Source organism: Candidatus Nitrospira salsa (assembly GCF_965152625.1).
In genome coordinates this window covers 200,881-220,374 of sequence record NZ_CBCUCO010000005.1, presented here as the reverse complement: position 1 = coordinate 220,374, position 19,494 = coordinate 200,881, and the positions used below count along the sequence as shown (strand labels likewise).

General features: G+C 48.5%; 17 protein-coding genes, 1 tRNA gene and 1 pseudogene. 15 read left to right on the top strand and 4 right to left on the bottom strand.

Annotated features, from left to right (window positions below; genetic code table 11):
- Positions 1-68: 68 nt before the first annotated feature.
- Positions 69-1,232 carry an 8-amino-7-oxononanoate synthase gene (bioF, locus tag ACWQXP_RS21495; RefSeq protein WP_454064935.1) on the bottom strand — a complete coding sequence of 388 codons (1,164 nt, stop codon included), beginning with the start codon at positions 1,230-1,232 and terminating at the stop codon, positions 69-71.
- Positions 1,233-1,483: 251 nt separating this feature from the next.
- Here bioF and ilvB point away from each other — a divergent pair, with 251 nt between their 5' ends.
- The 13 genes from ilvB to queA all read left to right on the top strand — a co-directional run bounded on the left by ilvB (position 1,484) and on the right by queA (position 14,620).
- Complete coding sequence (gene ilvB / locus ACWQXP_RS21490; RefSeq protein WP_454064934.1) at positions 1,484-3,259, top strand: biosynthetic-type acetolactate synthase large subunit; 1,776 nt, start codon at positions 1,484-1,486, stop codon at positions 3,257-3,259.
- A 124-nt stretch (positions 3,260-3,383) separates the two neighbouring features.
- On the top strand, positions 3,384-3,905 hold the full coding sequence (gene ilvN, locus ACWQXP_RS21485) for an acetolactate synthase small subunit (protein WP_454064933.1): 522 nt from the start codon (positions 3,384-3,386) through the stop codon (positions 3,903-3,905).
- An 81-nt stretch (positions 3,906-3,986) separates the two neighbouring features.
- Positions 3,987-5,000: a ketol-acid reductoisomerase gene (gene ilvC, locus ACWQXP_RS21480; RefSeq protein ID WP_454064932.1), complete on the top strand. Its 1,014-nt coding sequence runs from the start codon at positions 3,987-3,989 to the stop codon at positions 4,998-5,000.
- Positions 5,001-5,043: 43 nt separating this feature from the next.
- On the top strand, positions 5,044-5,694 hold the full coding sequence (locus ACWQXP_RS21475) for a phosphatidylserine decarboxylase family protein (protein WP_454064931.1): 651 nt from the start codon (positions 5,044-5,046) through the stop codon (positions 5,692-5,694).
- A 110-nt stretch (positions 5,695-5,804) separates the two neighbouring features.
- The gene (gene pssA / locus ACWQXP_RS21470) at positions 5,805-6,599 is read left to right on the top strand and encodes a CDP-diacylglycerol--serine O-phosphatidyltransferase (RefSeq protein WP_454064930.1); all 795 of its coding nucleotides are present in this window, start codon (positions 5,805-5,807) and stop codon (positions 6,597-6,599) included.
- Positions 6,600-6,805: 206 nt separating this feature from the next.
- The gene (locus ACWQXP_RS21465) at positions 6,806-6,964 is read left to right on the top strand and encodes a hypothetical protein (protein WP_454064929.1); all 159 of its coding nucleotides are present in this window, start codon (positions 6,806-6,808) and stop codon (positions 6,962-6,964) included.
- Positions 6,939-8,486, top strand: a complete 1,548-nt coding sequence (locus ACWQXP_RS21460) for a 2-isopropylmalate synthase (protein ID WP_454064928.1) — start codon at positions 6,939-6,941, stop codon at positions 8,484-8,486. The genes ACWQXP_RS21465 and ACWQXP_RS21460 overlap by 26 nt, the downstream gene beginning before the upstream one ends.
- Positions 8,487-8,522: 36 nt before the next feature.
- Complete coding sequence (gene leuB / locus ACWQXP_RS21455; RefSeq protein ID WP_454064927.1) at positions 8,523-9,599, top strand: 3-isopropylmalate dehydrogenase; 1,077 nt, start codon at positions 8,523-8,525, stop codon at positions 9,597-9,599.
- 1 nt (position 9,600) lies between these two features.
- Entirely contained in the window at positions 9,601-10,809 is a 1,209-nt protein-coding gene (locus tag ACWQXP_RS21450; protein WP_454064926.1) for an NHL domain-containing protein, read from the top strand.
- Between the two features lie 250 nt (positions 10,810-11,059).
- The gene (locus ACWQXP_RS21445) at positions 11,060-12,070 is read left to right on the top strand and encodes an aspartate-semialdehyde dehydrogenase (protein WP_454064925.1); all 1,011 of its coding nucleotides are present in this window, start codon (positions 11,060-11,062) and stop codon (positions 12,068-12,070) included.
- Between the two features lie 9 nt (positions 12,071-12,079).
- Positions 12,080-12,316, top strand: a complete 237-nt coding sequence (locus ACWQXP_RS21440) for a DUF2905 domain-containing protein (protein WP_454064924.1) — start codon at positions 12,080-12,082, stop codon at positions 12,314-12,316.
- A gap of 27 nt (positions 12,317-12,343) precedes the next feature.
- Complete coding sequence (locus tag ACWQXP_RS21435) at positions 12,344-13,576, top strand: SpoIID/LytB domain-containing protein (RefSeq protein WP_454064923.1); 1,233 nt, start codon at positions 12,344-12,346, stop codon at positions 13,574-13,576.
- 24 nt (positions 13,577-13,600) lie between these two features.
- Positions 13,601-14,620 carry a tRNA preQ1(34) S-adenosylmethionine ribosyltransferase-isomerase QueA gene (gene queA, locus ACWQXP_RS21430; protein ID WP_454064922.1) on the top strand — a complete coding sequence of 340 codons (1,020 nt, stop codon included), beginning with the start codon at positions 13,601-13,603 and terminating at the stop codon, positions 14,618-14,620.
- Between the two features lie 121 nt (positions 14,621-14,741).
- Here queA and ACWQXP_RS21425 read toward each other — a convergent pair whose 3' ends face one another.
- Positions 14,742-15,440 (bottom strand): SurA N-terminal domain-containing protein, encoded by a 699-nt coding sequence (locus ACWQXP_RS21425; protein ID WP_454064921.1) that lies wholly within the window; start codon positions 15,438-15,440, stop codon positions 14,742-14,744.
- A gap of 289 nt (positions 15,441-15,729) precedes the next feature.
- On the opposite strand from ACWQXP_RS21425, the gene gltX reads away from it, so the two are divergent.
- On the top strand, positions 15,730-17,163 hold the full coding sequence (gene gltX, locus ACWQXP_RS21420; RefSeq protein WP_454064920.1) for a glutamate--tRNA ligase: 1,434 nt from the start codon (positions 15,730-15,732) through the stop codon (positions 17,161-17,163).
- A 139-nt stretch (positions 17,164-17,302) separates the two neighbouring features.
- Positions 17,303-17,376 (top strand) — tRNA-Gln (locus tag ACWQXP_RS21415).
- 472 nt (positions 17,377-17,848) lie between these two features.
- Here the strand turns inward: ACWQXP_RS21415 and ACWQXP_RS21410 are convergent.
- Together ACWQXP_RS21410 and ACWQXP_RS21405 are read right to left on the bottom strand one after the other, a co-directional pair.
- Positions 17,849-18,961: pseudogene (locus ACWQXP_RS21410) on the bottom strand (IS3 family transposase).
- Between the two features lie 40 nt (positions 18,962-19,001).
- Positions 19,002-19,322, bottom strand: coding sequence for a hypothetical protein (locus ACWQXP_RS21405; RefSeq protein WP_454064919.1), 321 nt, complete (start codon positions 19,320-19,322; stop codon positions 19,002-19,004).
- Positions 19,323-19,494: the final 172 nt, after the last annotated feature.

Genomic DNA, 19,494 nt, shown 5'->3' with positions numbered 1-19,494 from the left:
GATCGATACGTTATTCACACTAGATTTTTATGAAGTAAGCAGATTCTGTTGAACCTGAACTATTTCGTCTATCCCTTCACGCCTAATTCCTTCTTGATCAGATCAAGTGCGGTCAGAGCTGTTTCGATTTGGGCAGACGTATGTTCTGAGGTCACGGTGAGCCGAAGACGACTTGTGCCTTTCGGAACAGTAGGCGGTCGAATGGCGGGAATGTAGATTCCGTGTTCTAGCAATCTTGTGCTCATCGATACTGCGAGTTGAGGATCACTCAGGATAATGGGAAGGATGGGGCTTTGGGTGTTAGTGAGTTGAAAGCCCATGGCCTTAAGCCCTTGATAGAGTTGATCGCGATTTTGCCAGAGCCGTGTTCGACGGTCTGGGTCAGATTGGATAATGTTGATGGCCGCTTGGGCTGCTGCGGCCATAGAAGACGGAGGTGCGGTCGTATAGATGAATGAGCGGCTTGTATTAATAAGGTAATCAATCAATGAGCGAGAACCAACCACGTATCCGCCGATTGTGCCCAAGGCTTTGCTGAGAGTCCCCATTTGAATGAGCACATTGGGATCTATCTCAAAATGTTCGACAATGCCACGTCCATGTTTTCCCATGATTCCCGTGCCATGCGCGTCATCAACTAACAAGGTAGCTTGAAAGTCACTGGCCAGGTTTACGATTTCTGGAAGCGGTGGGATGTCTCCATCCATGCTGAAAACCCCTTCCGTGATAATCAACGTTTTCTGTGCTCCAGATCGTTTTTCGAGGAGTTGTTTGAGATGTGTCGTATCATTGTGATGAAAGACTCGAAGGGTGGCTTGGCTGATTCGACACCCATCGATGAGGCTGGCATGGCAAAGACGGTCAGCAAGAATAAGGTCTTGTGATCCGACTAATGTGGGAATAATCCCTGTGTTGGCACTGTATCCGGTACCAAAGGTCAGGGCGGCTTCTGTCGCTTTAAAGTGAGCGAGAGCGGTTTCCAGTCCGTGATGTGGGGTTTGTGTGCCTGAAATCAGGCGTGAAGCTCCTGATCCCACTCCATAGTGTTGTATGGTCTGGATCGCGGCTTCTTTGACTTCAGGGTGATTGGCCAGGCCTAAGTAGTTATTGGAGGCCAGTTGGATAACAGGTTTTCCGTCGATCGTGATGGTGGGGGCAGTCGCAGAGTTGACGGTTTTGAGCTGGCGTCGTAGGTGTTTTCGCGTGAATTCGTCAAGTTCGTCTTCAAACATTATGGGTAGACGATCGGCTGGAGAGGCATGGATGAATTACCTGAAACAGTTGGTTGGATGGCTATTCCATGTTAGAATGGTTGTTGACTTGTCAAATAGAGGAAGAATATCATGCCATATTCATCAAATACTTAACAAAGTCTATTAAACTCATGATTAAATCCTGAGTATTTTTCTACGCAGTAGACCTTACATTAAACACACACGCAGGCTCCGACGTGAGGGAGTCCATAACAAGAGGGTGAGTCATCATGCAACTGACAGGTGCTGAAATTTTTCTTGAGTCATTGAAACGCGAAGGCGTGAAAACCATTTTTGCCTTACCAGGCGGTGTGGTCCTCAAGATTTTCGATGTGCTGCACCAACAAAAAGATATTGAAGTGATTCTCACTCGTCATGAGCAAGGAGCCGGGTTTATGGCCGTCGGGTCTGCAAAGGCGACGGGGAAGCCTGGCGTTGCGCTGATTACTTCCGGTCCTGGGATGACGAATGTAATTACTGCTCTTGCTGATGCCTATATGGATTCTGTTCCTATCGTCGTGTTTTCTGGCCAAGTGCCGACTGCGCTGATTGGGAATGATGCCTTTCAGGAAGCTGACAATATTGGTCTGAGTCGTCCATGTACCAAGTATAATTTCTTGGTGAAGGATGTCAATGATTTAGCGGTGACCATTAAGGAAGCATTTTATATTGCGTCGACCGGTCGCCCTGGCCCTGTCTTGGTTGATATCCCTAAAGATATTTCCATGGACAAAGCGGACTTTAAGTATCCTGACTCTGTCGCGATTCGGGGCTATAGTCCCACCTATGAGGGCAGTCGGTGGAAAATTAAGCAAGCGGCTGAAGCGATCACAAAGGCTAAGCGTCCCATCTTGTATGTTGGTGGAGGCGTGGTGTTTTCAGGTGCCTCCAAAGAGTTGCTCGAATTGGCCGAGATGACTCAGATTCCTGTCGATATGACATTGATGGCATTGGGCGGGTTTCCTGGAAACCATCCGCTCTCCCTCGGCATGTTGGGTATGCACGGAACCTATGTCGCCAATATGGCCATGCACTATTCAGATTTGGTGATTGCTGTTGGTGCTCGATTTGATGACCGTGTGACTGGAAAGGTTTCCGAGTTTTGTCCTCAAGCCAAAGTCATTCATATTGATATCGATCCAACCTCCATTCGGAAGAATGTTCACGTTGATATTCCTATTGTAGGCGACTGTAAACGAGTCTTGGAGGAACTGAATACGATTCTTCGAGCGACGGTCAATGGCAATCAACGAGATCTCCGGAAACCTTGGTGGGATCAACTCCAGAAATGGAAAACTGAGCATCCCTTACACTACGACCAGGATCTGGAAGGCCAGATAAAACCGCAGTATCTGATTGAACGGTTGTACAAGCTGACGGAAGGGCGTGATCCAATTGTTTCGACAGACGTTGGGCAACACCAAATGTGGACAGCTCAGTTCTTTAAATTACCCAGTCCGCGGACGTGGTTGACATCAGGGGGGCTCGGGACCATGGGGTTTGGATTCCCCGCCGCTATGGGAGCTCAAGCTGCGTTTAGAAATCGCTTAGTACTCTGCGTCGCCGGAGATGGTAGTTTTCAAATGAACACGCAAGAACTGGCGACCGCTGTGATTGAGAAATTGCCTGTGAAAATCTTTGTCATCAATAATCGATTTCATGGGATGGTTCGTCAATGGCAGGATCTGTTTTATGAAGGTCGTTATGCCTCCAGTTATCTTGACCAACATCCTGATTTTGTGAAGTTAGCCGAAGCCTACGGCGCCGCAGGTGTACGAATCGAAAAAGTCAGTGAGGTGGATGCTGGGATTCAAGAAGCCTTATCCATTGATCGACCGGTCGTGATCGATGTTCCGGTGTATCAATATGAGAATTGTTATCCGATGATTCCGGCTGGCGGAAGTAATCATGAAATGCTGTTGGCTGACCCGCCGGATTTGAAGAAACCTCAACCGACTGGCAAGAAAAAAACTCAGCAAGGCAAAGATCCAATCTTAACGGCCTAAAGCCGTGCCTCGAGTCATCTTGGCAAAGAACGTCGACTTTCCTGACGATTCTTTTTGATTTAAGCCATGCAAAGCTGATGATATCCCTCACACTTTAGAAACACGATCATAGGTTTATTCGCATATGGAACATATCATCTCTCTCACGATAGAAAATAAATTTGGTGCGCTGTCTCGTGTTGCCGGGTTATTCAGTGGACGTGGTTTTAATATCGAAAGTCTTTCGGTTGCGCCGACTCTTGATCCGTCCATCTCGATGATGACCATTGTGACAACTGGGGAAGAGCGAATTATTGAGCAAATTTTAAAGCAATTAAATAAAGTCATTGACGTCATCAAGGTTGTTGATATTAGTGAAAGTGAATATGTTGAACGAGAGACAGCCCTCATAAAAGTGCATACCCGTCCAGAAGATCGTGCCGAGGCTCTTCGCATTGCCGATATTTTTCGAGCTAATGTTGTTGATTCCTCGCCGATGTCTTACACCATTGAAGTGACTGGCGATGTCCGAAAAGTCCAAGCGATTATTAATCTCCTTCAACCGCTCGGCATTAAAGAACTGGTTCGAACGGGCAGGGTCGCTATTGGACGAGAGCCGACTCGCACCGCGAGTGCTCAATCCCGGCCACTTGCCAAAGTGAACTGACACGTAGCATTTCAACGATCTCCGGCCTGATTATTTTCGGAGAATATGGCCCAACCCTCTTGTATGTTTTAGGAGTCCGTTATGAATATTTTCTATGAGAAAGATGCAAATCAACAAGACATTTCAAAGAAAAAAGTGACGATTGTCGGCTTTGGCAGCCAGGGGCATGCCCATGCTTTGAATTTACACGAAAGCGGGGTCAATGTTGTCGTGGGTGTGCGACCAGGCTCGTCTTGGCGAAAGGCTGAAGCGGCTGGCTTGAAAGTGATGCCGACGGCTGATGCCGTGAAAGATGCGGACGTGGTAATGATCTTGGCCCCGGATGAATCTCAAGCGGCGATCTACGAAAAGGATATTGCTCCGAATTTGAAAGATGGGGCGTATCTGGCTTTTGGCCATGGATTTAATATTCATTTTGGTCAAATTCAACCAACAGAAAAAACCAACGTGTTTATGGTCGCGCCGAAAGGGCCAGGACATCTTGTTCGTTCAGAATACTCTAACGGTAGCGGAGTGCCTTGTCTCTTGGCCGTCCATCAAGATCCCAGTGGCGACACGACAAAAGTTGGGTTGGCATATGCGAGTGCCATAGGTGGGGCTCGAGCCGGTGTGATTCAAACGAATTTTCGAGAAGAAACCGAAACGGACTTGTTTGGTGAACAAGCGGTATTATGCGGTGGACTTACGTCTTTGATTCAAGCTGGCTACGAAACACTCGTCGAAGCGGGCTACTCTCCGGAAATGGCCTATTTTGAATGTTTGCATGAAGTGAAATTGATCGTCGACCTGATTTATCAGGGCGGCATTGCGAATATGCGGTACTCGATTAGCACCACGGCCAAATATGGCGATGTCACGAGAGGGCCGCGAGTTGTGACGGCTGAAACTAAAAAGACCATGAAGCGGATTTTGTCTGAAATTCAAAGCGGACGGTTTGCACGAGAGTGGGTGTTAGAAAATCAGGCGAATCGACCTGTCTACAATGCGCTTTTGAGGAAGGGCGAAGACCATCCCATTGAAGAAGTCGGACAAAAACTTCGAGGAATGATGCCTTGGCTGCAAAAAGATAAACTTGTTGACCAAAGTAAAAATTGATCGGTCTTGTGTGACCTCTCTGTGAAGGTGGGAGATACAATCATTGGCTGATCGTGCTGGGGGAATACCGATTGCTCGCGAAGGGGTTCCCTTTGTTTTAGGGGCCGGAGCGCCGGCCGTGGCGGCAGGTGTCGTGGGTTGGATGGGACCTGCCTTGGCATTGGGAGCACTTGCGAGCTATTGCGCTTGGTTTTTTCGTAATCCGGCTCGTGTCATTCCACCAGGCGATGAGCTGATCGTGTCTCCAGGAGATGGGTTGGTCGTGGCGGTTGAGCGAGAATATGAGTCACGATTTCTGAAAGCTCAAAGTATCAGGATAAGTATTTTTCTCAATATATTTAATGTCCACATCAATCGAGTGCCCTGTGAGGGGGTCCTCTGTGATGTGGCCTATCAGCCTGGCCAGTTTATCCCGGCCAGTAAGCCTGATGCGACGATACGAAATGAGCAAAATGCGTTGATGATTCAACGGTCTGATGGCAAGAAGGTCCTGTGCGTTCAAGTCGCTGGCCTAATTGCCCGGCGAATTGTCTGTTGGGCGACCCCGGGTGAACGTGTGGCCAAGGGTGACCGGTTTGGGTTGATTCGATTTGGTTCACGGATGGATTTATATTTACCTGAAGAAAGTCAGGTTATTGTCAAAACAGGCGATCGAGTGAAAGGCGGGTCGTCAATCCTAGCGGAATTAGCCTAGCGTACTGATAGTTGCATATAAAGAGGACACCACTTCTCTCAGACCATTATTTTGGTAAAATACGTGAGTCACAACAAGACCATGACAAAATTTTTAAAGAAGACACAAGCATGCGTGGATCATTTATAAAAGAACCTAAACGGCGACGGGGGGTGTATCTCATCCCTAATCTTCTCACAACCGGTAACCTGTTTAGCGGATTGGCGTCGATCCTCTTTGTCTTTGACGGGAACTTTCAGGCGGCGGCTATCGCGATTTTTGTTGCGATTGTGTTTGACACCTTAGATGGCACTTCTGCCCGTCTCATGAAGAGTACCAGCCAATTTGGGTTGCAGTACGATTCCTTGGGTGATTTGATTTCGTTTGGTGTGGCTCCGGGGCTCGTGATCTATGCCTGGGCGTTGAACACTCCGACTATGCTGGGAGCGGCCGTCATGTTTGCCTTTGTGGCGTGTGGTGCGTTACGGCTTGCACGGTACAACGTATCAGCGGCATCAAATGATAGTAAGGCGTTTACGGGACTGCCCATTCCAGGAGCTGCTGGTGTCATTGCATCTCTTGTGATCTTTGATCATCATGTTCTTCCCTTAGGCGATGCCATCCGGCCAATTTTCGGGTTGGTTTTGAGCTTGGTGTTATCATTTTTGATGGTGAGCACGATCAATTATCGAAGTGTCAAAGATCTCAAGTTTCGTGAAAGTCATCATTTCAATTATTTGGTGTATGCGATTCTTGTGTTAATGGCGGTCTTAGCTTATCCGCAGCTCATGTTATTAGTGCTCTTCGGAACTTATGCGCTTTCAGGTTTGGTTGATCAAGGTTATCAAGCACTTTCGAAAACATTTCGTCGACAGAAGAACTCGACTGGAGTCAAGGACACTCTGAAGGAATCCAAGGAAACGTAAAGTGAGTCTGAAATTCTGTACATTCTTAAGGTCTCAGGTCGTGTTGATGTCTGTGAGTCAATGTCTTTTTCTTCTAGGAAAAGTGTAGTGTAAGTTCGATCGGGTGCCTGGGTGAAATAACTAGCCTTCGTCCCGATCGGGAGGAAGGCTTTTTTTCATACCTACATTGAGCGATTTTTGTGGATGAGATGTTCTAGGACCTCGTGATGCCAGGGGTTTTAAAAAATGCAGGCAGACTCTTTGGTCTGTCGAGGCTTTTTAAAATTGCTGGCGCGCAAGGGATTGGTGCAGGTCGCCATATACAATTGCTCAATGTAGGTAAAATAGGAGGTATGGGTTATGGCACGGTTGATCAGGATCTTTGATACGACATTGCGGGATGGAGAGCAATCTCCTGGCGCGAGTATGAATATTGAGGAAAAGGTCCTGGTGGCAAAACAACTTGCCCGGCTCAATGTCGACATTATTGAAGCTGGATTTGCCTTTAGTTCTCCAGGTGATTTTGAAGCCATTACGAGGATTGGTCAAGAAGTTGAAGGCCCCGTGATTTGCAGCTTGGCACGGGCAAAACCAGAAGATATTGATCGAGCCTGGGAAGCCCTCAAGGGTACACCCAAGCGCCGGATCCATACGTTTCTGTCGACGTCGGATATTCATCTCAAACATCAATTTCGCATGACGCGTGATGAAGCCAGAATACGAGCGGTCGAAATGGTTCAACATGCCAGAAGTTATGTCGATGATGTTGAGTTTTCCCCAATGGATGCCACACGATCTGACCTTTCGTACTTATGTGAAGTGGTCGAAGCTGTGATTGAGGCGGGGGCTGGGACCGTGAATATTCCCGATACCGTGGGCTATACCACTCCGCAGGAATTCGGCAATATTATTCGAACGCTTCGAGAGCGTGTTCGCAATAGCGACAAGGCGATTATCTCCGTTCATTGCCATAATGATTTGGGGTTGGCTGTCGGGAATTCTATGGCAGCGATTTATGCCGGAGCTGGACAAGTGGAATGTACGATTAATGGCATTGGTGAGCGGGCTGGGAATGCGTCGCTCGAAGAAATTGCCATGGGATTGAGAACCCGAAAAGATTTTTATGATGCTGACACGCAAATCTTGACTGAAGAAATTTCAAAGAGTAGTCGTCTGGTGAGCAAAATTACCGGAATGGTCGTGCAGCCGAATAAGGCTATCGTGGGAGCCAATGCTTTTGCCCATACGTCCGGCATCCATCAAGACGGTCTTCTCAAGGAAAAGAATACGTACGAAATCATGCAGCCGGAATCAATTGGATTAACCCACAGTCGTTTGGTGATGGGAAAATTATCCGGGCGACATGCGTTTCGAGAGGAACTGCAGAAGTTGGGCTATACACTTTCTGATCAAGAGGTGAATGAAGCCTTTGATCGTTTTAAGCGCTTAGCGGACCAAAAGAAGGAATTATTTGAGGAAGATCTTGAGGCGATCGTCTCGGAAGCGGCCATTCGTGTTCCAGAACGGTATGTCCTGAAAGGGCTATCGGTCAAGAGCGGAGTGGGACAAGAACCAACGGCAATGGTGGAACTTGAAGTCGACGGAAACATTGTTCAACAATCAGGCACGGGCGATGGTCCGGTTGATGCCGTGTATCGAGTCATTGCCAGCTTGACCGAAACAAAGAGTCAATTAAAAGCCTACATTGTGAAAGCCATTACTGGTGGAACCGATGCGCAAGGTGAAGTGTCTGTTCGCGTTGAAGAAAATGGGGAACTAGTGACGGGACACGGGTCCAATACGGATATTATTGTGGCATCGGCGTATGCCTACTTGAATGCGCTCAATAAGTTGATGTCGCTGATGGAACGACATGCGCGTGCTGAACAAAAGGTTCCGCTGTGTTAATACTATTTATGGATTTATTGGGTTGAGGCGAGGACAATGAAGAAAAAAATTGCGGTGTTTTCAGGTGATGGAATTGGACAAGAAATTGTTCCAGAAGCCGTCAGAGTCTTAGATGCGATTGGGGCACGTTTTGGTCATGCGTTTGCGTGTGAGTATGCGCAGGTGGGTGGAGCTGCCATAGATTCGGCAGGGATTCCTTTGCCGCCAGAATCCTTGGCGTTAGCCAAAGAGAGTGATGCCGTGTTGTTGGGTGCGGTGGGAGGACCAAGGTGGGAAGGCTTAGACTACGAGCGTCGTCCGGAGCGGGCCTTGTTGGGGCTTCGAGAACAGCTTGGGCTTTTTGCCAATTTACGTCCGGCGAAAATTTATTCGGCATTGATTCAAGCCTCAACGCTCAAGCCTGAAGTGATTGACGGCATTGATGTGCTGGTTGTCAGGGAGCTGACGGGAGGAATTTATTTCGGAAAACCAAAGGGGATCGAAACAACTCCAACGGGTCATCGAGGCGTGAATACCGAGGTCTATACCACGGAAGAAATTACGCGGATTGCTCACGTGGCGTTTAAAGCGGCTCAGAAACGCCGCCGTCTCGTCACCTCTATTGATAAAGCCAATGTACTTGAATCCTCTGAACTCTGGCGGCGAGTCGTGATCGAGGTGCATAAAAGTTACCCTGATGTGGAACTCCGCCACATGTACGTTGACAATTGTGCGATGCAGCTTGTGCGAAATCCGAAGCAGTTTGATGTGATCGTCACCACGAATCTGTTTGGTGATATTCTCAGTGATGAAGCGGCGATGCTCACTGGGTCCATTGGCATGCTGCCCTCAGCGAGTATTGGCTCGAGCGTGGGCATGTTCGAACCGATACACGGCAGCGCTCCCGATATTGCCGGGAAGAATATGGCGAACCCTATTGGAACGATTGCATCGGTGGCCATGATGTTGAATTATTCCTTTGATCTTTCCAAAGAGGCGGAACTGATTGAACAGGCGATTCAGATAACGCTCGATCAAGGCTTTCGCACGAAAGATATTGAAGGTGCGGGCACAACGCTTTTGGGAACGAAGGAAATGGGCGAGACCATTCTTCAGAACTTAGGGCGGTTATAAGATGATTGATTCTATACAATCTGGACACATTGGAACGATTGCTGGGATTGGTGAACCAGGTGGAGCAGGTGACGGAGGCGCATCGACCAAGGCGTCCGTGAATGAACCGAAAAATGTGGCCTTTGATCATCTGGGTAATCTCTATGTGATTGATTCTGAAAATCATGTGATTCGGAAAATTGATGGCAAGAACGGTCTCATTTCGACGATTGCAGGAGATGTGAGTGAATGTCAGCAAACGACTGTTGTCCCGGAGGCTGTCGCAACCGAGACATCGGCTGAACCTGAAGATTTGTTGGCTGATTTAGCTGATAACCCGGCTGGTGCGTATGAGCATACTCCCGATCTCAGCGGGACAGTTCGATATTGGGGAGGAAAAGCGCCAACAGAAACGCGTTTTGATGGCGATGGAGGACCAGCGCCAAAGGCCAAGCTGAACTTTCCTTCAGGAATTGCTATTGATGGGACTGGGGTTTTGTATATTGCGGACACCCTGAACCATCGTATTCGAAAAATTGATCCACTGACAGGGAAGATCCAGACCATTGCGGGAACCGGGAGGGCCAAATGGACGGGCGATGACGGACCTTCTCAAGCCGCCACCTTGAACGAGCCGGTGGCATTGGTGATTGATGGAAAAGGCAGACTGTTTGTTGCCGATCAGAGCAATAACCGTATCCGTATGATTGATACGACAACTGGGGTGATTACTACCGTGGCCGGTATGGGTGAGGCCATCTATAACGGTGATGACATGCCTGCGATTGAAGCCGGTCTTTCCGGGCCAAGCGGGTTAGCCTTAGATGCAGACGGAAATTTATTAATCGCCGATACATTTAACAATCGAATTCGTAAGGTGAACTTGGAGTCAGGAAGCATTGAAACCGTTTTGGGGAATGGACAGGCCTTTAGTTATCAGCCTGGTGCCAACGAGGGAGAACTATCCGTGGCCAGACCCTATGGCATTGCCTTTGATCAGAATGGACATTTATTAATTACGGATTCTGATAACCACTTGCTCAGAAAGTGGGACCCTGTTGAAAACACGATGACGGTCGTGGCTGGGGCGGGAGTAGCTCAATTTTCGGGTGATGGCGATCTTCCTCAAAAAAGTAGCCTCAATTTCCCTTTTGGTGTTGCGGTTGATCAGAACGGGAATATTGCTATCGCGGATACCTTTAATCATCGTATTCGTATGATTGTCGTGTAAGGATGATCCACAGAATATTTTCATGAGGGTTCAACGGTTTTCTTTTTCCCATAATGTGGGTTGTGTGTGAAGGTTGGAGCCATCGTTGACGACAACCATGGTAATTATTCCTTCAGTCTTTCCTCTGATTGATTCGTTTTTGAATGATGAAAGTGGGACAACATACTACAATTAAAATAGATTTTTTGGTTTCCTGCGTCGTGTGCGAGGCGTAGTTATGTCACTCAATTGCTAGAAAGATAAATGGTTTATGAAGAAAAAGTCAGCCTATAACGTCGCGGTTGTTGGAGCCACTGGTGCGGTGGGCACCGAAATGCTGCGCATTCTTGAAGAGCGGAAGTTTCCCGTTGATCAGGTCCTTCCCCTGGCTTCAGCACGTTCTGCCGGTGAAACCGTCTCGTTTAATGGTGAAGACCTCACGGTCAAACTTTTAGAAAAAGATTCATTCACAGGAATTGATATTGCCCTCTTTTCTGCCGGCGCTGACACGAGCAAAGAATTTGCGCCTCTCGCCGTTGATGCCGGAGCGATCGTGGTGGATAATAGTTCTGCCTGGCGTATGGACCCGCAAGTTCCTTTGGTGGTTCCGGAAGTTAATGCCCATGCGCTTGAGTGGCATAATGGAATCATCGCTAATCCGAATTGTTCGACGATTCAAATGGTGATGGCGTTACAGCCGTTACATAAAGCGGTGTGCATTAAAAGGGTGGTCGTGACGACCTTTCAGTCCGTTTCGGGTACGGGCAAAGATGCCATGGAAGAACTGGCTGACCAATCTCGCAAACTCATGAGTTTGCAGGAATCCAAGTCAACGGTTTATCCCCATCATATTGCCTTTAATTGTCTTCCCCATATTGATGAGTTTTTGCCGTCTGGTTATACCAAAGAAGAAATGAAAATGGTCAATGAGACACAAAAGATTATGGAAGATGCGATGATCCAAGTGACCGCGACCACGGTGCGGGTACCGGTATTTGTCAGTCACGCTGAATCGATCAACATTGAAACTAAAGGGCGCTTAACGGCCAATGAGGCTCGGGCCATACTTTCTGAAGCCCCAGGCGTTCAAGTTTATGACGATCCTTCACATCAGATCTATCCACTTCAAAAAGATGTCGCAGGAACCGATGCGGTCTATGTGGGGCGTGTGCGAGAAGATGAGTCGATCGCCAATGGATTGAATTTATGGGTGGTCGCGGACAATCTTCGAAAAGGTGCTGCGTTGAATGCCGTGCAAATTGCCGAGGAACTCATTCGGTGAGAGAAGCGTATGGATTTCAGTGGACTAGGAAAACTGTTGGTGCTGATGGGGCTTTCGATTGTGGCTCTTGGTGTGCTGTTCATCCTGTTGAGTAAGTGGCCTCTGGCGGGAAGTGGATGGCTCGGGCGGTTACCTGGGGATATTCTGATTAAACGCGATAATTTTACCTTTTACTTTCCGCTTGCGACGAGTGTGTTGATTAGTGTGGTGGGCAGCTTTCTTGTGTATCTTTTTATGAAGCGTTAATGTCGTGATTGCTGAGGGTAAAAGGGGGTGAATGATGAGACGTGCGGTTCAGGTTTGAAGAAACATCTGATTGGTCTTGAGGCATGGACCATTGGATTCATCTGTGGTGTCTGTTTCATTTGGCCAACGTCAAGTTTTGCTTCCGAAAACATTCGTGTTGCTTTAGCTGACACTGCCACACGTGTGGTGATCTCGTCGTCCCATCCAATCACACTTCGATTCCCATCTGGTCCACGTGTCATTGAATCCAAATCTTTGGTCGTTAAGTCAGAACGAGGCGGGTTAAACATTAATGGACGTCGACTCGCATTTAAGAAGGTGTTTGTTCGGGGCTCTCGGGGCCATTTAGCGCTGTCTGTTCAGTCATCCGTCCCAGGCGGTTCACCTCGAAGGACCACTCGGAAATGGTTATTAAACGGCCGAGTGGAAATCCAACAGCAACAGGCCAAGCTCCTGGTCATCAATGAAGTTGATGTTGAAACTTATGTGGCTGGGGTGGTGACAGGTGAAATTAATACGAGTTGGCACGCTGAGGCATTAAAAGCGCAAGCTGTAGCGGCACGAACCTATGTGTTATATAAAAAAATGATGAATCAGCAACAACCGTACGATGTGGTCTCAAGTGTTCAAGATCAGGTCTTTCAAGGTCAAGGCCAGGTTAATGCGAAGGTTGAAGCCGCGATTCGAAGTACAAGAGGGCAAGTGATTACCTATGATCGGCATCCCATCCTTGCGGCCTATTCATCAACGGCGGCAGGTCCAACCGAAGATGCCTCCTATGTGTGGAATGTTGACGTGCCCTACTTGAAAGGCGTGGAATGTCCATTTGATGATTTGTCTCCTCGGTATCGTTGGCGGGCCGCGGTCTCACTGGAAACGTTAGAGCGTCAGTTTCGGAAGCTCGACTATCCTGTTGGCACGATAGCCACTATTACTCCGTTTAGCCTGACGCCGTCCGGAAGAATTGACCGCATCCGGATATTGCATTCTCAAGGCCAACTCATTCTTCGTGGACAGGATTTTCGTCGTGTGGCAGGGTATTCCACGATTCTCAGCACACAATTTCAGATTGAACATATGGGTCGAGAACTGGTTTTAGTGGGAAAAGGTTCTGGGCATGGTGTGGGATTGTGTCAGTGGGGTATGAAGGAAATGGCTGAATTAGGATATTCGCATGAAGCCATTGTACGATACTATTATCCGGGAACAGAGTTGTCGGCACTGTCCCAAGTGAATTTGTCTCCCCCTCTTCTTCATTAACTCGTTAGTACGTTGCTTGAGAATATGCAGCTTACTGACTTCCAATTTCCATTCGATCCGTCGCTGATTGCTTCTCATCCAATTCGTCCTCGTGATCATGCAAGATTGTTGATCGTCCCGAAGGCGCAGGGAACGTACTGTGACTCTCATATTTTTGATCTCCCCAATGTGTTGCAGCCTGGCGACTTAGTCGTGGTAAATGATACGCGCGTGATTCCCGCTCGCGTATTCGGCACCAAGCTGCCCAGCGGCGGGAAAATTGAGTTACTGGTGCTTCGGTCTTTTGGTCTTAGTCAATGGGAAGTCCTGTTAAAAGGCAAAGTGCGTGTTGGTCAACGGATTCGTCTAGAAGGAGATGCTGAGGCCGTTGTTGAGGAGCGGAGTCAGGATCGAACCGTTGTGTCGATCATGAGTTCTCTATCGGGACCTGAGTTGTTACAACATGTTGGCCAGATGCCGCTGCCGCCCTATATCAAACGTCAACCGACGGATGCTGATCGAGAAGATTATCAAACCATGTTTGCTCATGCTGAAGGAGCGATTGCAGCTCCCACGGCAGGATTGCATTTTACGCCGCAATTACTCACGGCCTTAACTGAGAAACATATCCATGTGGCTCATATTACGCTGCATGTCGGGTCGGGGACATTTCGGCCCGTGACGGTATCAAAGGTTGAGGAGCATCGCATGGAGCCTGAGTGGTTCCACATATCAGAAGCCACAGCTCAAGCGATTGCTCGTGTGAAGCAGTCTGGTGGACGGGTTGTGGCGGTAGGGACGACGGTGACGAGGAGTTTAGAGTCGGCGGTCGATGCAGCGGGAAGTGTTTGTGCGCAGGAAGGACAGACGAATTTGTTTGTAACGCCTGGTTATCGTTTCCAAGTGGTTGATGCTCTGATGACGAATTTTCATTTGCCGGGGACCACCCTCCTCATGTTGATCGCCGCCTTTGCCGGGTTAGAGCAATCACGAGCGGCTTATGAACATGCTGTGAAGGAGCGTTATCGATTTTATAGCTATGGTGATGCGATGCTCATTCAGTAGCGTCGCTCGTTGCTCGTGCCTGTGCGCTGTAGCGCTTCGGCGCGCAAGCGTGAATCGTATCTCGTAAGAACCAATTCAGAAACATTTCCTGCGAACGACGAGCAACGAGAGACGCTCTGCATCAGAGCAGTTGGTCGTGAATAACGATATTATTTCTTGAGCGCAAAGCAGTTTGAAAGGCTTGAAGGGCTCGTTGTTTTTTCTGTAGAAGAAATTGGAGCCGAATTCGTTCGGTGGTTGTTGCGTCCGGTTCTTCTCCTTCCCCGGCTTGACGTTTGGCAAGTTCTTCCACTTCTTTGAGTTCTGTCGGTGTGAGCGTGGTCGATTCCGACACGAGCAGGCGAGCTTTATCTCGAAGAAGTTCAATTTTCCGTTGGCTTTCAAATTGCCCCGGCGTCATTCGATTATTGGCAAGCACGCGCTGGTAAAATTGCGAGTCGAATTGTCCGTCTTTTTGAAACTCTTTTTGTGCGACGATTGAGTTTCGTAATTCTTCTTGTGACACCACGAGTCCAAGCTCTTCAGCCACGAGCGTCCATGATTTGGCATCAATGAGGCCATTAATCGCTAACTGTTTAATTTGTTCTTCATCAATGTCTTCTTGTTTCAACTGATCACGATAGAAACTATAGTAGTTGTCATAGGTGCGACGATACTCTTGAAGGGACACTTTATACGGTCCGACCTCGGCGACGGCATTTGACGAAGACCCTTCGTAATCCCACGCTCCGACGATCACAAAGGTGACGGTGATCGCGATAAGAATCGACCAGAGAATCCAGGGATGTTTTTGCGATCCCTCTCGCATTGTGCGAAGCATGAATACTCCTTGGTTATTGGACAACAATACGAACCAAAACAATTTTAAGTTAGGTTGTAAATAAACGCAAGATCTACAGAAAACTTATGACTTTACATCCACTTTGACAGCATGGTATTGAGGTACCTCATGAATGGTCTGCGCATGCTCAACATTTTCTCTGTCGCTTCACGTCTCACTCTTTTCGTCGCTCGTTGCTCGTCGCTCGTTGCTCGTCGGTTTTATCTATTACATTTAACCTTACCGTCTTCCACATCTCGTTTTATGTCTTTCACTTTACGAGTTCTGTATGTCTAATGTTCGTGTCCGGTTTGCTCCCAGCCCGACGGGGTTTCTTCATATTGGTGGAGTGCGGACAGCCTTGTTTAACTGGCTGTATGCCCGTCATGAAGGCGGGACGTTTGTCTTACGAATCGAAGATACCGATCGAGATCGTTCGACCGATGAGGCGATTCAAATTATTCTTGAAGCTCTCAAGTGGACAGGGCTTGACTGGGATGAAGGTCCGTACCGTCAAACCGAACGATTGGAGTTGTACCGTGAGCAAGCGATGGGGCTCTTTGAGCGGGGTCTCGCGTATTGGTGTGTGTGTACGCCAGACGAATTAGAGGTCAGGCGCAAAGAAGCACAAGCGAAGGGGGAGTCGTTGAAATATGACGGCACCTGCCGAGAAAAAAGACTTCGAGCTCCTACCGAACCGGCGGCTCTGAGATTTCGATCTCCTCAAGAAGGTCAAACCGTCTTTGATGATCTGATTAAAGGCCAGATTGTGTTTGAGAATCAGATTTTAGATGATCTCATCATTCTGCGTTCCAATGGGTATCCGACGTATAATTTTTCCGTGGTTATTGACGATGCGTTGATGAATATTACGCATGTGGTTCGTGGTGATGATCATGTCAATAATACGCCTCGGCAAATCCCACTCTTCGAAGCGTTGGGTTATGCCGTTCCCAAGTTTGCTCACCTTCCAATGATTTTGGGCTCGGATAAAACGAGATTATCCAAACGGCATAGTGCAACGTCGGTTCTTGCCTATCAAGAGATGGGCTATCTTCCTGAGGCTCTTGTCAATTATCTGGTGCGTTTGGGTTGGTCGCATGGTGACCAAGAAATATTTTCACTGAACGATATGATCCGGTTGTTTAGTTTTGAGCATGTTCAGTCTTCGGCGGCGGTGTTCAATCCAGAGAAACTGCGATGGCTCAATGCCCAGTATCTTCGGACGTCTGAACCACAGTATGTCGCAAAACAAATGCTCCCTTACCTAGAAAAGGAGGGTTATGATGAGAAAGCGTGTGCGAGAATCCCTGGCGGCGTGGAGGCCTTGGTGCCCCCCCTGCGAGAACGGTCCGAAACGTTGCTTGACATGGTCGCGGGTGCAGCCCCTTATCTTTCAGAAACGATTACCATTGAGGAAACCGCGGCGAAGAAATTTTTAACGCCGGCGATTGTGCCGAGTCTGACGAAGTTTGCCGACCGTCTTGAAGCTGACCCGTCTTTTACCAAAGACGTGCTCGAGCACATCTTTTATGTCATACTTGAAGAAGATGGGTTGAAGATGGGGAAGTTGGCGCAACCCCTTCGTGTGGCGTTAACGGGTGGGACGGTCAGCCCTGGCATTTACGAGGTCATGGCCCTGCTTGGTAAAGATCGGACATTGCATCGTATTCGAGAAGGCATCAAGCAGATCGATGTTACATCTTCTTCATTAGCAGGATAAACTTGCGGTTTTAGTCCAGTCCCGCTCGCCTGCCAATCGTCAAAATGTGGTGATGTGAAGGACGATGCCTTGTTGACCTGATTGTTTCTCGATTTGGCTTGACTCACAAAGAAATCCTCTACTAAGCTACACCTAGGATTGGGGGATCGTCTAAGGGTAGGACGGCAGATTCTGGTTCTGTCTGTGAGGGTTCGAATCCTTCTCCCCCAGCCATTTTTTCCGTTTTTGCGAACCCACCATTAGCTCTGGCAATTCAAACACATTCAACACAAATTTTTCAGGATAGACTTCTATATTCTTGAGCAAGCACTGCAGGGCCTCGGTTTGTTCCTGAGGGGTCAGAGCGTGGAAACATTGCTGAAAGTTTTGTAAATTCTGTTGCACCAAATCAGCGTTAAAGTCACGTATCCCAATTTGTTCAATTCTGGTGGAGAGTTGAATTAGTTGTTTCTCTAAGCCCCTCTGTTCGTTCTCTAGACGAAAAATTGCTTGTTCGAGATATTTCACCGAAAGTTTTCCCTGGCCTACCGCCCGAACGTACCGTTGAATCTCTTTGGCAATTGTCTCCAGGCGGGCCTGGACAGCTGACATTTCTTTTTCCAACGGTCCTCGTTCTAGCTTGAGTAATCGGTTCACTTCCTCAATGGACATCTGCAGTGACCTTGGCCCCCTTTTGAGACAAGTCTTAACCAGAGCAGACGGCGACTTCAGCTGCCTGACTCTCCTGACGTTGTTGTAAAAACTCATTCGGAGTCAGGTGCCCGAGTGAGCTATGGGGACGGTGCTGATTATAGTCCAGCCGCCAGGCTTCGATGATCGCTCGAGCTTCCTCAAGCGACCGGAACTGGTGGATGTTGAGGCACTCGTCTCGCCACCGCCCGTTAAACGATTCAATGAAGGCGTTTTCGACCGGCTTCCCGGGGCGAATGAAGTCGAGCTGAACCCCTTGCCGAAACGCCCACTCTTCCAACGCCCGCGATTGGCATTCCGTGCCGTGATCCACGGTGATGGAACGTGGTCGCGCGCGAGCCCCGACGACTCGATCAAGCGCCTGCCCAACGATCTCCCCTGACATTCGAAAGCCCACCTCCAGTAACGGACTGTATCGACTCCAGTTATCGACGACCGTGAGTATCCGAAACGGCCGACCATCGGCCAGCGTATCATGCAGAAATCCATACTCCCGCGCTCAGTCGGACCTCCTGGGGTAGGAGCCGGACCTCGGTGCAAGGCCATGTGTTTGCGTCGGCGGACCCGCATGCGGAGTTGTAAGCCCTCGAGACGATAGAGCCGCCGCACACGCTTTCTGTTTACGAGCCACCCTTCCCGCCGCAAGAGGACCCAGATCCGCAGAGAGCCAAAACGTGGACGGGCATGCGCCAGCTCACGAATGCGGAGACGTAAGGCTGCTTGATCCTTCGCCTGGCTTCGTCGATACCATGACGATCGTGTAAACTGCGCTAATCGACAGGCCCGCACACAACTCACCGAGAATGTCTGCTGGAACCACTGAGCCAATGCTCGGCGGCGGGCGGGCCTCAAACTGTTTTTCGTAAGGCCTCCGACAACATGTGTTTATCCAACGAGAGATCAGCCACCAGGCGCTTCACTCGTGTATTCTCCTCCTCCAGTTGCCGTAACCGTCGGAGTTCTGATACTCCGAGATGCGCATATTTCTTCTTCCACGCATAGAACGTCGCCTCACTCACACCCAGTTGCCGTCGCCGACAGGCGTGCCCGCTTCACTTTGGCGTAGGGCATAAATGACTTGCTCCTCCGAGAATTTGGATCGCTTCATCAAGCCCCTCCTGTCGTGTCGGACCACCGAAGGGACCATCTTACTCCAGTCTTAAACTGTCGTCGATTTCAGGGGAGACGTCAGACTTCGCAAGCTTTTCAAATAAGTTGGGGAGTTGTGAAATTGGAATTACTGCGTTGGAATCCAATTCTTGTGCTTCCATAAACTTCAACGCCTCATCAAGTCTATGATACTTTTCCCTTTCATCATTAGAGAGAAATTCTCCACCAGACCGGTCAGGGTGAGATTCTGCTCGCAACCTTCTTAATTCGGTGGTTAAAGCATTAGGGTCATTAACAAAGGTTTCTAACCCAAATTCTTTGGCAATATCACGGAAAGATAGCCAGTTAATTTCAGCCATGGGGAACTCAAAATAATAAGAGAATAATTCGCCTTTCTCTATTGGCACTTTGAGGATAATTTACGCTAAAAAATCTTCATTTTACTTCCTTAAAGTTCCCCTGTTTTTTCATTTCGTTAGATATATCTTTTCAAGGTTCACAAAGAACAGGTTTTATTCTTCCTCCCCAATT

Excerpts from the sequence above, each read along its gene's own strand:
- ilvN (WP_454064933.1), top strand. The coding sequence starts at position 3,384 with ATGGAACATATCATCTCTCTCACGATAGAAAATAAATTTGGTGCGCTG.
- leuB (WP_454064927.1), top strand. The coding sequence starts at position 8,523 with ATGAAGAAAAAAATTGCGGTGTTTTCAGGTGATGGAATTGGACAAGAA.
- ACWQXP_RS21440 (WP_454064924.1), top strand. The coding sequence starts at position 12,080 with ATGGATTTCAGTGGACTAGGAAAACTGTTGGTGCTGATGGGGCTTTCG.
- gltX (WP_454064920.1), top strand. The coding sequence starts at position 15,730 with ATGTCTAATGTTCGTGTCCGGTTTGCTCCCAGCCCGACGGGGTTTCTT.
- ACWQXP_RS21460 (WP_454064928.1), top strand. The coding sequence starts at position 6,939 with ATGGCACGGTTGATCAGGATCTTTGATACGACATTGCGGGATGGAGAG.
- ACWQXP_RS21450 (WP_454064926.1), top strand. The coding sequence starts at position 9,601 with ATGATTGATTCTATACAATCTGGACACATTGGAACGATTGCTGGGATT.
- ACWQXP_RS21445 (WP_454064925.1), top strand. The coding sequence starts at position 11,060 with ATGAAGAAAAAGTCAGCCTATAACGTCGCGGTTGTTGGAGCCACTGGT.
- ACWQXP_RS21425 (WP_454064921.1), bottom strand. The coding sequence starts at position 15,440 with ATGCTTCGCACAATGCGAGAGGGATCGCAAAAACATCCCTGGATTCTC.
- ilvC (WP_454064932.1), top strand. The coding sequence starts at position 3,987 with ATGAATATTTTCTATGAGAAAGATGCAAATCAACAAGACATTTCAAAG.
- ACWQXP_RS21465 (WP_454064929.1), top strand. The coding sequence starts at position 6,806 with ATGCCAGGGGTTTTAAAAAATGCAGGCAGACTCTTTGGTCTGTCGAGG.
- ACWQXP_RS21405 (WP_454064919.1), bottom strand. The coding sequence starts at position 19,322 with ATGGCTGAAATTAACTGGCTATCTTTCCGTGATATTGCCAAAGAATTT.
- pssA (WP_454064930.1), top strand. The coding sequence starts at position 5,805 with ATGCGTGGATCATTTATAAAAGAACCTAAACGGCGACGGGGGGTGTAT.
- bioF (WP_454064935.1), bottom strand. The coding sequence starts at position 1,232 with ATGTTTGAAGACGAACTTGACGAATTCACGCGAAAACACCTACGACGC.
- queA (WP_454064922.1), top strand. The coding sequence starts at position 13,601 with ATGCAGCTTACTGACTTCCAATTTCCATTCGATCCGTCGCTGATTGCT.
- ilvB (WP_454064934.1), top strand. The coding sequence starts at position 1,484 with ATGCAACTGACAGGTGCTGAAATTTTTCTTGAGTCATTGAAACGCGAA.